Here is a 12,210-nt window from a genome sequence, read left to right on the forward strand (position 1 = left end):
GGCTAATTTTTTTGGCCCTACCCTTTTTTATCCGTCTATACCTTTATCAAGATCAACATTCCTAAATAAGATATGAAAATTTAATTTCATTAGCTTGTATATGCTTCATATCTGATAGTTTAAAGTAGTGTATAAAATGTATTCTAAGGCTATCTTATGAACAATTTAGTTAAAAAAAGTATTGAATTCTTAGTGGAACAAGACGTTGTTGAATCAGCAGAATGTGTAATAGCAGAAGCGGGTTTAACTCCAGCAGAATTGATCACGATAGTTTATGGTGAAATTGTTCGAACAGGTCAAATACCTATTATCCCTCAAGTAGGAACTAAGGATTTCAATATAGCTCGATTAACAGCAGCGAGTTACTCTATTCCAACTGTCAAAGTTTCCACTCCGGAACAGAAGGATGCATTTTTAAATGATGATGGTGGCTATTAAAACTCAAGACGATGCTCTTGCTTTTATAGCTTAATTACACTTCCCTACTCTTACAAAATACTGCGGTGGTCATACCTGAATTATTCATGCTCTGTGCTTGTCGATCCAGAAAGCTTTTAGCAATCATCGCCATTGTGGACGCCATATTGAGTTCATGATTTTCTTCAGAAACTTTTTGAATCTCTTCATAAGCCGTTAAACGCTGGCAGAATGCCTGACGTTGACTTTGGGCATCTGCATTCTGATCTGGCTCATCTAAAATATGTTTGGTTTCATTGACTATTTTTGTTTGCGCAGCAATAAACTGATCATAATCCGCTTGTGAAAGCTTTTCGGCAAAAGCCATATTGTTCAATTGCATGCAAATAAAGAAAGTACATATTAAAGATGAGGATTTGATCATTTCGAAGGTCTTCTTTTAGTTTTCTTCTTTCCAGACATCTTCATAATCATCTGCATCAATCATGAAGCGGTAGCCCTGCTCTAAAGCCAGATAAGGTAAAACTTCAGGGGCGATATCCTGTAACTCACGCACAGTCATGGTTTCAAAAGTATCTTCATTTGAAGCCAGTTCACCACCATAAATATACCAGCTAATATTTTCTTCTGTCTCAGGCTTTCTACGGATTCCGACAATTGGATCCTGCTTCAGGGTATGTACAGCCACTGCAACGACATCATCACCACTTACTTCTACATAAGCAGAACCGACCTCTTCACACAGCAATTTCTGCTCTGCAATCAGTTCCTGTAATGGTGATAATTTCTGCGTGTTTTTCGACATTCGGTTTGACTCATTAAATTCTTCAAATACCGCTTTAGTTTAGCCTAGTTTTAAAAAATCTAATGCGTATTTTTATAAACAACCTTGAGATCTGTCCTTAAAAATGATTAAAGACAGATCGGAAATTAAGCTTATTGGAAAACTTTGAAGCGTTGATCATCTTCCAGATAATCTTTCGCACGCGCTTCGCCTTCAACTGAACCAAATACCAGTTGAGCACGAAGTTTCCAGTTTTCTGGAATATCCCACTCTGCATGAACCTGCTCATCTACAATCGGATTATAGTGTTGTAAAGATGCACCCAGGCCTTCAGTATGCAAGGCAGTCCAGGTAGAGAACTGAGCAATAGCAGTTGAATGTTCTGCCCAGATTGGGAAATTCTCGGCATAAGATGGGAATTGCTCTTGCAAGCCTTTTACTACATTTTGATCTTCAAAAAATAAAACTGTACCCGTACCAGCAGCAAAGGTTGCCATTTTTGCAGTCGTTTTTGCAGCACTTTCTTCATCTTTGGCATAGCTTTTTAATTTATCAGCGACAAAGCCCCAGAATTTTTCATGTTCGCTATTGAATAAAATAACGGCGCGAGATGATTGCGAGTTAAAAGATGACGGACTTTGCTTAATCGCATTTTGAATCAAATCAGTTAAATATTCAGGAGACTGTTCTACATTTTTACCAATGGCATAAATAGTACGGCGTTTTGTAATTAAATCTAAAAACTGATTCGACATTCGGTTAAATCCTTGGATATATCTTCGGGAAAACTGGAACCTTCACTTATTTTTATGAAGGAATTCTAATGAATAAGATTTCTGTGATTCATTTACTCACAAGTACTGATAGCTTAAAAAAATATGACTGGAATAGCTATATTATTAAAGTAATATCTTTATATATTCTTTTGATAAAGAATATTTTTTTAATTTATTTTTTATCAAACGATAAAATAAATGCCCTTTTCTGAGCCAATTTCTGTTTTAAAATAAGTCACCATGTTCAATGATGTAGCAGAAAGTTGTTTTGATGATAAATATAGAAATTTGCTTAGGCTATTTATTGTCATAAGGGAAATGTCAATCCTTAGAAATCGCTACAAAAAAAATCATCCCCCAATTTGGAGGATGAAATTGAATGAATCAGCTTAAATTTTCTTAGAATTTAGCATTAAGCACTTGGGCAGAGACTTTATTTTTCCAAAGATCACGTAAGGTTGGTAAATAGAATTTTTCACCTAGTTCTACCAGTTCAGCATCAATCAAGCCATGCACATCATGCATAAATAGATAATCCAGATCCACACTAGAAAGCTTAAGATGTTTCTTCTGATATTCTCTGCGTTTTTGCTGCGCCTCTTTCACCAACTGATCTGCAAATGTCTTATCTTTATACTGGGTGATCGCATTTAAACGCAATTCAATAATGCCCCACCCTGTTAATAACATCTGAAATGTCTCAAAGTCCTGAGTGGTTGATTCCCAGGTCATTTCATCAAGATTTTCATTTTCCGGGAGAACAGGTAAAAGAAGTTCCATTACGCTTGGAAAAATCTTTTTAAAATTCAGAATAAATTTAACAGGATGCTCACCTGGATAATCCTTGAATTGAACCTTTTTTTGAACATCTGTTAAATAAATATCAAGCATTAAATTTTCCTTAAACAACCTGCCATTTTATGGATGTTTATTCATAAGCCATAGAAACTCATGCTGAATAAACGACAAAACAGCAGTAAAAACGAACTGCATTTTAGCAGCTATATACGCTTATTCAATGTTAATTCGGTATGAGAAGCCATGAGGATAGGCTTTAGCACTAAAAAAACTTCAATAGTTATCTCTAACCATCCTTCTAATACGATTTCACCCGTAATTTTAGATTCTTTCTTTTATTTGCTCATGAATCTATAAAATTAAGAACTCCTGATGAGGAGAATAAAAAAGCCCACTCACAGAGCAGGCTTAATAAACAATTATGAGTTGAGTTAATCTATCTCACCAGTTTTTCCGGTTCCCATACATTTGACACACTGTTTGGCTTCCACAACGTTATAGCCGGTACCGCTACAGCTGCTACACTTCTTTTTTGTATAGTCTGGATATAAATCCTCATCTGGATAGGGTTCGTCCAGATCAAAATCATCATCAAAGTCAGTCATCACCCTTACCTCATTTTTCTAGTTATCAGGGAATTTCTATTAGTAATCCTTCATTGCATATCTGTCAAAACCTGAACGATAGATGGTTCATAGCATTTAATAAGCAAGCTCAATTGAATGAGAATTTTCCAGCAAAAATATGTACTTGTTATTTTATTAAAATTTGTATGAATAATCCTTAGATATTATAAAGCCCTCATTTAGAGGGCTTTATTACTTAACCATAATTAGAAGACTTATTTTACGTTTGGAGCCACCATATTTTCAGGGCGAACCACCTGATCGAACTGTTCTGCAGTTACCAATCCGAGTTCTACTGCGACCTGTTTTAAGGTTTTACCTTCTTTATAGGCAGTCTTGGCCACTTTAGCTGCATTCTCATAACCAATGACTGGATTCAATGCAGTGACCAGCATTAATGAATCATGCAGGAAGTGCTCAATCTTGTCACGGTTAGGCTCGATTCCGACTGCACAGTTATCGTTAAAGCTGTTACATGCATCGCCAAGCAGTTGAATAGACTGCAACAGGTTATAAGCAATCACTGGCATAAAGACATTCAGCTCAAAATTCCCTGATGCACCGGCCACATTAATTGTCGTGTCATTCCCTAAGACTTGGGCAACTACCATGGTCATGGCTTCACTTTGAGTCGGGTTCACCTTACCCGGCATAATACTTGAACCCGGTTCATTTTCAGGAATACTTAATTCACCAAAACCACAACGTGGTCCACTCGCCAACCAGCGAATATCATTGGCAATTTTATTCAGGCTAACCGCTAAAGTCTTTAAAGCACCTGAAGCAAAAACTGCTGCATCACGGCCGGCCAAAGCTTCGAACTTGTTAGGAGCGGTGACAAAAGGCAAGCCTGTTAATTTAGCCAGAGTATCCGCAGCTTTAACAGCATAATCTGGATGTGCATTGAGGCCTGTACCGACGGCGGTTCCGCCTAATGGCAGTTCATATAACCCTTGCAAAGCCTGATACAGTCGAATTAAAGCATGATCCAGTTGAGAGACATATCCACTGAATTCCTGACCTAAAGTTAAAGGTGTGGCATCCTGAAGATGGGTACGACCGATTTTTACAATCTCGGTAAATTCCTGAGATTTGGCATGCAAGGTATCACGTAAACGTGTCACTGCCGGTATTAGCAGTTCATTGATCTGTAAGCTAGCTGCCACATGAATCGCGGTCGGAAAAGAATCATTGGTCGATTGAGCGCGGTTGACATGGTCATTTGGATGCACAGGCTTTTGTGCGCCTAAAGGATTGCCCAGTTTCTGGTTAGCAATATTGGCAATCACTTCATTACAGTTCATGTTACTTTGCGTGCCTGAACCAGTTTGCCATACGACTAGCGGGAACTGGCTATCCCATTGACCGCTAATCACTTCATCCGCAGCACCGATGATATAGGTCGATAACTCATGAGGAATCTGGTTTAACTCGGCATTGGTGATTGCAGCTGCTTTCTTGACCAAGCCCATGGCACGAATCATGGCGCGTGGCAGATGCTCATTGCCAATCTTGAAGTTTTGTAGACTACGCTGAGTTTGTGCACCCCAAAGTGCTTCACTCGGTACAGCGACTTCTCCCATCGTGTCATGTTCAATACGTGTTTGCATGCTCAACCTCAATTGTTATTCCATGTTTTACTCATTTAGACAGCAGCTTCAATGCTGTACTCCATTCATTCATCTTAATGAGTTTGATTAATTTTGCAAATGATAATTATTATCAATAATTAGCTTATAGGATTCTAAATCACTGCCCTCTTAACGTATTCTGATAGAATAGCCATTCATCCTCTAACATTTTCCTCAAGGTATAGCGTGGTTGCCAATGTAACAACTGTTGGGCCTTATCTGTATTAGCGCCCAGCTGATCCATTTCGGCATGTGGATATGGCAAAGCATCTACTGTAGGAACAGCGGATTGAGTGACTTCTGCAACCTGATCCAGCAAAGTCTGCATTGAGATTAGCTCTCCAGCAATATTAAAGGCTTCGCAAGTCCATTGTTGCTGCTGCGAGAGCCAATGTAGTGACTTGAATACTGCATCACAAACATCCATTACATGTAGAAAGCTGCGTTCTACCGTATAGTCTTCAGTCTTGGCCTGACGGCGCAATTCCAGATATTCACGCTGCTTCGCACCTACCTGCATGGCCAGAGGCACAATATTCTTTGGTAAAGGTGGCACCCATTCACCTAAAATGCCATTTTCAAAAGCACCCGCGACATTAGAAAGACGTAACATCGCAATACGCCATTCATTATCCGTCTTGGCAGTATCCCGAATGATTTCTTCCACCATCTGCTGTGATTTAATATAAGGGTTTGGATAAGTGTAATTGAAAGCCTGATCTTCTTTTAAATCCGTTCCGGAATGGCCATATACAGCCAATGAAGATAAATATACCAGATTTCGCACTCCGGTACGCTGCATGGCACGCATCAGACTCATGATACAGCTGACATTATCATTATAATATTCAAGTGGTTTTAAAACTGATTCTTCTAATGATTTAAAGCTTGCAGTATGAATGACAGCCTGTACCGAATTCTGTTCAAAAACTTTATTTAATGCTGGAGTGTTACGGATATCAATTTTGACAAAAGGCACATAGCGGCCGGAAATAAATTCAAGGCGTTCTAAGGTCTGTAGACTGGCATTGGCCAGATTATCGACCACAATGACCTCTAGTCCTTGTGCCATCAGACTTAAAGCAATATGTGAGCCTAAAAAGCCTAAACCACCCGTCACTAAAATCATTGTTTATTAACTCCGCTTTAGAATCAGTATTTTAAATTGATATGGTGTTTATTTGGTGCTTTCTCCAACTTATCCACAGGATCAAAAACGCAAAAACCGACCCAAAATTTCTTCTGAGCCGGCTAATCTGCTCAATAAGTATATTTTATTTTACAGGTCGAACAAAAGTTGATTGTTATGTAATGTATGGAATTCATGACAATGAATTAAGCCTCATCTTGAGAGCTTTTATTAAATTATAATCTTCAGTTATAAAACTAAAAGGTAAGAGTATGAGCTACAACTATCCTCACTATATAAAGAAGAATGGAAGATATAAGGATTTTGAGAAAGCTAAGCAGTTCTACAGTAAGTATGAAGCGGAGAAGTTTTTGAGGGATAAACGTGGGGAATTTTGGGAAGGCGTGGAGATAACAAGACAATGAGAGCATGGACCTACTTTTATGTAGAGCATACGATAAAGAATGGGTAGATTTTTAGGACGGAAGCCGGATGGGCTTAAATTTGAAGAGTAATTATGTGTTTTTAATTGGGGTGAAAAGTTGAAAAAAATCAATCCATTGGCTTTAAGTGTCATTGGTGGAATATTTATATTGGCTATAGTTTACATTTTATTCTGGGTTTTATTACTATGTCTTGAGTCACCCAATGCTGCAAAAGAAGCTATAAATATTTTAGGCAGTTACTTTGGTGGGGTTGCAACACTATGGGCTGCTTTTATTGCAGCTTATTTATTTAATGATTGGAAGGATCAGCATAATAAAGGGATAGATGCTCAACTTTGCATGAAGGTTATGGATTCAGTTTATGATTGCGACTTAAACCTCCTTAGAATTAACACCTTCATGGTGGATTATTTGTCAACACCTCATAAAATTTCTTATCAGCAGGAGTTGAATATTAATCTAAAACAACTAAGGGATATTATAAATATTATGGCTTCATCTTTATGCATACTGGGTCATATAATACCAGAAGATGATTACAATCAAGAATTTTTACCCAACCTGCAAAGTGTTATTGATGATTTAGAAGAATATTATAAGGCAATAAATACCACGTTTAGGGGACTCAACACTCCTATGCCTATTGAGTTTATTCAAAGCTACAACACATTATGTGAAGGTAGTAGGATTAAGTATAGATCCGTAATTGAAAAATTACGCCGGTACTATAAGGCTTAACTCTCAAATCACCCCAATACATATTCTTTCATTCACATTCGTCGTAATCGAATGAGCTGTGCAGCCTAGTAGGATGCACAGCGTTAAAAAACTTAAATAAAGCTACTTTTACTTAAATTACAGCCAGTTAGTTTAAAAAAATATGGAATATACAGTAAATTTATTTGAATATTAATATTTTATGAGTATATTGCATTTACGAAATTATCATCAGATTTGAATATATGGCAATGAATATAAAAAATTTTTTACTATTAGGGATATTGGGATTTTTAACTGGATGTCAGGTTGTAGAAACTGCAGATGATAAAAAATCTGTTTCTATGCTACCACTGTATATTCCTAAAGAAGCGCGTTATTTAAATACTCCATCGAATGCACCCACCTCTGAAAAGTTGACGGCATATACAAATCAACTCGTTAGCCAAGAGCAAAAATATGCAACGATAAAAACTATTCCTTATACATTTTTTCAGGGTTCTGGCTCCCTTAGTGCGTACCCATATACCGTTTATACCTTTGATGGAAAACGCGTAAGATTTGTTGAGAATTCAATCATCAGCCCTTCTACTACAATGACTCGATTTGATTACTCGCAAGCAAAATTAAAACTACCGGTTGGTCAACATGACATTGTTTTTGTTAGCGGAATAGGTAACCATAGTTATTTCACTGAAATTAAAAATATAACCTTGGAAGAAAATAAAGATTATGTGATTGGTGTGGATCGTATTCCAGGCAGCAAGCCAAGAGTATTTATTGCTGAATATGAAGTGGATTCAAGATTTAAATCAAACGATCCAGACTCTATTGTAATTAAAAAACGAATTGTTGAAGATGTTGAGCATGCAAATCTCAAAAGTGTCAAAGTATATTAAAGAAACAGCTACTTTCGGATTATTGGCATCCTTAGTCCTATTACAGGGCTGCGTAAAAATGATCTTGCCGACTTCTGAAAGTGAATTAATCTCTAAGTCAATTGGCAAAGGTGGGTCAATAGATGTTCCATTGGGATATGTAGATGCTTATGCGAATTTAAAGCAAGCGTATTTAAGATGTGAGCAGGTAAAAACTGCGAATTCATATGTATTAGTTGATGCAAATTTAGATCGGGAAAAAAATCTTGCCATTTTTTTTGGTAAAGCACCTTATGGCACCTATTTGTTTAAAACAACTATCACGCCATCTGATGCTAACAATTCTAAGCTTACTCTTCATTTGATGAAAGCTCAGCTATTAACAGAAAAAGCCAATCAAAATTTACTTCAAAAGCGTTTGGAGCGAGATAGACTACGTGCTTTAGGCCAAGACACTAAATGCAATAAAGATTAATTTTTCAAGCCAAGCATTATATTAAAGTTTTAAAAAAGCTGTGAACCCCAGGGTTGCACAGCAGTAAAATCTTAATTGCACTTTTCATAATCAATCAGCACTTTGGCCACAGCTTTTGCTGCAATCCAATAACGTGCCTGGTATGCTGCAAGCTCAGCTTCATTCGAAATAAAACCAAGCTCTACAATCAAGCCGCCAGCATTGATATAACCTAAACTTCCACGAGCCGATTGGCTCTGATCAATCCAGCCATCATTACCACGTAAACGGCTTCCCAATGCTGAAGCTACAGCTGCAGACAGATCCTGTGCCAGTTTCTTGTCTTTTGGCAAAGCAATTGTTTCTACTCCATTCGCCTGTTTGGAGGGTGCAGCATTCATATGGAATTCAACCGCAACACTAGATCCTTTGATCAACTTGATGGCGGATGAAAGAGAATCATTCTGTGATCCGGTACCATCATTTTTGACCTGAATACCTGCCTCACGTAAATAAAAAGAAACCGCATTCCTGAAATTAGTCACCAAATCAGCTTCTTTAATTTTGCCATTCACTGCACCAGGATCAGAATTGCTATGTCCTGCCGTGATAGTGGCAAAACCTAAAGATTGCGATAGATTTGGCTGAGCCTTTTTACGGCCAATCAGCACCGCCAAGAACATCAAGCCCAATGAAGCAATCGTTTGATACGGTTCAGGCAAGACATTGGCGTTATACACTTCCTGCAAAACTAAATGTACGCAGGATAAAAAAAGCGCCATATAGGCGCCGTATTTTACTGAGTCAAACTTCCAAACACTTTCATTAATTAATTTCATCTTATCTCTCTTCACTGTTTGTTTTTTTGTTGATCAATCTGGTTCCGCATTGCTGCCAGGTCTGTATCCATGCGGATCTGCTTTGATTCGATAATGGCTAATTTTTGATTTAGTCCTGCATTTTCTTTAGCAAGTGCTGTGCTCCCTTGAACTATCCATGAACCAAAGGCAATGAGTAGCCCAATAGCAGTTCCACCTAGGGCTTTCGCAAAGGTGAGCCCTCCTTTAGCCTGGTTCATATCCGCCTGAAGCAGATCAATATCCCGTCGGTTTGCCACAGCTTGTGACTGGTAATATTCATTCCGTTCAGTTAAGCGAATGACGTTGTTGTTTAATTCACCCATTTCCAAGCGCAGTTGATCTAATTTTTTCTCAACTCGCACCCCATACGTTTCACTGTCAGGCATACGCCCCCCTATTTTTTTGGCAATAAAAAAGCACCTAAAAAAGGTGCTGTCATTTGGTTAAGTTTAGACTTCTATTTCTGAATGCTGTCCAGTAGGTGCTGGCCTTAGGATCACTTGGTTTGAAATGAATACTCTAGTACCTAAATTGTAGGCTGTACCGGACGTACATAGTACCGGACCAGATCCACCGTCAATCTGTACCCGATACTCTGGATGTTTCACTGATGTAATGGTGCCAATATATTCTGCATGTGTTGGACTAAGCAGCTTGCGCAGTTCAAATAAGGGATTCGTCACGGCTGATACGCTCCACTGTAATGGTTTCATTGACCTTTTCGTGTGAAAAGCTACCTGAAACTGAATCAATCACACCCCACCACTGGCCATTAAACGCAATCGATTTACCAGGTAGCATCTCGCCTATTTCTCGGCTTACTGGAATATCAGCGAAGGTGTGCAATTCCTGAATATTGGCTTTCACTAACTCATTTTTGCCATAACTGGCACCAGACACCACATTGAATAATGGCCCTGTGACTGTCTCTAAAGGCACATCACCGGAAGTACCTCGCTGCTGTACTTTCAGGCTCTCACCACTACGGCTATTTACTACAGTGATGGCATTGAAGTCAGCAATGTATTCATCGTTCTTTTTGATGTTCTGCTGCATGACCAGGCTTTCAGACAATAGAATATCGTAATCATCCACGGTCATCGTATCCCAATAGCCTTTCTGGTACCGGGGTAAAATGGTCAATGTATTGCCTGCTTTTTGACTATAAATAAAGCCACCGCCTGCATCGACCACCGGCTTGATTGCATCAATTGGTGCAAGTTCGGCATAGCTCAGGCTTTCAGTAGGCACGATCCAGCCAAATTCATCAATCAATTTCCAATCCAAGTTGGTACCGCTATTTGCTCGATCCAGTTCAGCCTGAACCAGTTGAACAGAGGTACGTTCGTTATCCTGAATGAATGAGCGTGTTGGCCCGTACTTATCCGAGTTCAGTGCGGTAATACTTCGCCCCGGATAAGTGTAAAGAATGCTGGCAAAGCGTCGGGTTTCTTCTGGATCTTCAAGCAAGATATGATGCTCAAAACCATTAATCATGACTTTAAGAATCACCGGCTGGTCGTCAATCGGCTGCAGCTTATCTTTTTCCGTATGAGCCACGGTAATTGAGTAAGTCCAGCACCACTGAGACCGACTGGTACTGTAAGTGCCATCCATGACTTTGATTTTCTCGCCGGTATCCAGTCGTTCGGCTGTTAATGTATTCACGATATACCACCAGTTCCGTTTAGGCAGTGCTGGAATGCAGTCATCTGCACCAAAATTTAAAACAACATTGTGTGAATCAACGTCATGACATAAGCAGATAAAATTTAGATCACCAGTGCCTTCATATTTAGGTATTTCCGGCTTTGGCCATGGTTGAACAGGATGCTTTCTGTAGTGAATTGCTTTAGCTTTATCCCAAGGCAAATCTGACTTGGTGATAATCTCAAGACCTTTATCCCATTCAAATGAAAAATGGTGTTCAAATACTTGAGCCACTTCATGAGAATAAGTGAAAGTCTTACGACGTCGGATCATTTCCTGCCAGACCGTTTCCCGGTTATGGCGCAGCTTAATGGTTTCTTCATGCAGGTAGCGCTGGTGAATAAAGCGCTTATCGCCTTCTTCCCAGTGTATGTATGCATCCGAACTTAAACCAGTTGCTTGCTCATGTATGGATCTAATCGCCCGGGTTAATGATCCGGCTTGCTCATACCGAATATTTGCCTGATTAGAAATCACCAAGCCTTGATCATAAAAAAGAGCCTCAGTTGAGGCTCTTAAGATGGGTTTGGCCCATGGTATTTCTGTAGTGCTTAAGGCTGCGATGGCTTTTTGGTAGCGCATGTCAAAACCATAAGACACGCCTGCCAGATGATTAATATCGAATAACGCTTCAAATTGGGCATTTAATCCAGTTTGAATCACCGCATCCACTACACAGTACTGATCAATCCGAACTGCAAATAATTCGGCTATAAAACCGGTTTGCAGTTGTATATCTAGTTGAGCAAACTGCCCTGTAACAGCATTAAACTCAGCATTAAAGCCCGTATTAATCTGGGCATCCAATACGTCGTTACTATCACTAACAGCATTAAGCTCAGCAATAATCTGTGTATTAACTACAACATCTAGAGAAGCAAGATTCTGGCCATCACTACCAAAGTTAAGATCGGTAGAGCCTGTGACTTGATCTTTAAAATTAAGGTTTACTTGATGGCCATCGGGTGGAATATAGTTCGACAC

At 38.9% G+C, this 12,210-nt stretch carries 15 protein-coding genes; 4 read left to right on the forward strand and 11 right to left on the reverse strand.

Annotation, left to right across the window (positions count from 1 at the left end; all coding sequences use genetic code 11):
* Window positions 1–156 precede the first annotated feature (156 nt).
* The gene (locus FTU00_RS05320) at window positions 157–438 is read left to right on the forward strand and encodes a damage-inducible protein J (RefSeq protein ID WP_180179272.1); all 282 of its coding nucleotides are present in this window, start codon (window positions 157–159) and stop codon (window positions 436–438) included.
* Window positions 439–472: 34 nt separating this feature from the next.
* Here FTU00_RS05320 and FTU00_RS05325 read toward each other — a convergent pair whose 3' ends face one another.
* The 7 genes from FTU00_RS05325 to FTU00_RS05355 all read right to left on the reverse strand — a co-directional run bounded on the left by FTU00_RS05325 (window position 473) and on the right by FTU00_RS05355 (window position 6,161).
* Window positions 473–841: a hypothetical protein gene (locus FTU00_RS05325; protein WP_180179273.1), complete on the reverse strand. Its 369-nt coding sequence runs from the start codon at window positions 839–841 to the stop codon at window positions 473–475.
* A 15-nt stretch (window positions 842–856) separates the two neighbouring features.
* The gene (locus FTU00_RS05330; protein ID WP_180179274.1) at window positions 857–1,222 is read right to left on the reverse strand and encodes a hypothetical protein; all 366 of its coding nucleotides are present in this window, start codon (window positions 1,220–1,222) and stop codon (window positions 857–859) included.
* A gap of 131 nt (window positions 1,223–1,353) precedes the next feature.
* The gene (locus FTU00_RS05335; protein ID WP_180018270.1) at window positions 1,354–1,956 is read right to left on the reverse strand and encodes a nitroreductase family protein; all 603 of its coding nucleotides are present in this window, start codon (window positions 1,954–1,956) and stop codon (window positions 1,354–1,356) included.
* A gap of 420 nt (window positions 1,957–2,376) precedes the next feature.
* Window positions 2,377–2,868 carry a hypothetical protein gene (locus tag FTU00_RS05340; RefSeq protein ID WP_005235543.1) on the reverse strand — a complete coding sequence of 164 codons (492 nt, stop codon included), beginning with the start codon at window positions 2,866–2,868 and terminating at the stop codon, window positions 2,377–2,379.
* 338 nt (window positions 2,869–3,206) lie between these two features.
* Window positions 3,207–3,383: a hypothetical protein gene (locus tag FTU00_RS05345; protein ID WP_180179245.1), complete on the reverse strand. Its 177-nt coding sequence runs from the start codon at window positions 3,381–3,383 to the stop codon at window positions 3,207–3,209.
* 233 nt (window positions 3,384–3,616) lie between these two features.
* Complete coding sequence (gene fumC / locus FTU00_RS05350; protein ID WP_180179275.1) at window positions 3,617–5,011, reverse strand: class II fumarate hydratase; 1,395 nt, start codon at window positions 5,009–5,011, stop codon at window positions 3,617–3,619.
* A gap of 139 nt (window positions 5,012–5,150) precedes the next feature.
* On the reverse strand, window positions 5,151–6,161 hold the full coding sequence (locus FTU00_RS05355; protein ID WP_179992529.1) for an NAD-dependent epimerase/dehydratase family protein: 1,011 nt from the start codon (window positions 6,159–6,161) through the stop codon (window positions 5,151–5,153).
* A 542-nt stretch (window positions 6,162–6,703) separates the two neighbouring features.
* Here FTU00_RS05355 and FTU00_RS05360 point away from each other — a divergent pair.
* The 3 genes from FTU00_RS05360 (at window position 6,704) to FTU00_RS05370 (ending at window position 8,677) form a co-directional block, all read left to right on the forward strand.
* Window positions 6,704–7,345 (forward strand): hypothetical protein, encoded by a 642-nt coding sequence (locus FTU00_RS05360; protein ID WP_180179276.1) that lies wholly within the window; start codon window positions 6,704–6,706, stop codon window positions 7,343–7,345.
* A gap of 224 nt (window positions 7,346–7,569) precedes the next feature.
* The gene (locus FTU00_RS05365; RefSeq protein WP_180003502.1) at window positions 7,570–8,223 is read left to right on the forward strand and encodes a hypothetical protein; all 654 of its coding nucleotides are present in this window, start codon (window positions 7,570–7,572) and stop codon (window positions 8,221–8,223) included.
* Window positions 8,192–8,677: a hypothetical protein gene (locus FTU00_RS05370; protein ID WP_052209089.1), complete on the forward strand. Its 486-nt coding sequence runs from the start codon at window positions 8,192–8,194 to the stop codon at window positions 8,675–8,677. The genes FTU00_RS05365 and FTU00_RS05370 overlap by 32 nt, the downstream gene beginning before the upstream one ends.
* A gap of 71 nt (window positions 8,678–8,748) precedes the next feature.
* On the opposite strand, the gene FTU00_RS05375 is transcribed toward FTU00_RS05370, so the two are convergent.
* The 4 genes from FTU00_RS05375 to FTU00_RS05390 form a co-directional block, all read right to left on the reverse strand.
* The gene (locus FTU00_RS05375) at window positions 8,749–9,495 is read right to left on the reverse strand and encodes an N-acetylmuramoyl-L-alanine amidase (protein ID WP_180179277.1); all 747 of its coding nucleotides are present in this window, start codon (window positions 9,493–9,495) and stop codon (window positions 8,749–8,751) included.
* Window positions 9,496–9,506: 11 nt separating this feature from the next.
* On the reverse strand, window positions 9,507–9,902 hold the full coding sequence (locus FTU00_RS05380; protein ID WP_034171137.1) for a hypothetical protein: 396 nt from the start codon (window positions 9,900–9,902) through the stop codon (window positions 9,507–9,509).
* 63 nt (window positions 9,903–9,965) lie between these two features.
* Entirely contained in the window at window positions 9,966–10,199 is a 234-nt protein-coding gene (locus FTU00_RS05385; RefSeq protein WP_180179278.1) for a hypothetical protein, read from the reverse strand.
* Window positions 10,180–12,210, reverse strand: coding sequence for a hypothetical protein (locus FTU00_RS05390; protein WP_180179279.1), 2,031 nt, complete (start codon window positions 12,208–12,210; stop codon window positions 10,180–10,182). The genes FTU00_RS05385 and FTU00_RS05390 overlap by 20 nt, the downstream gene beginning before the upstream one ends.

Origin of the sequence: Acinetobacter sp. YH12041 (assembly GCF_013419975.1) — a bacterium.
GTDB lineage: Bacteria > Pseudomonadota > Gammaproteobacteria > Pseudomonadales > Moraxellaceae > Acinetobacter.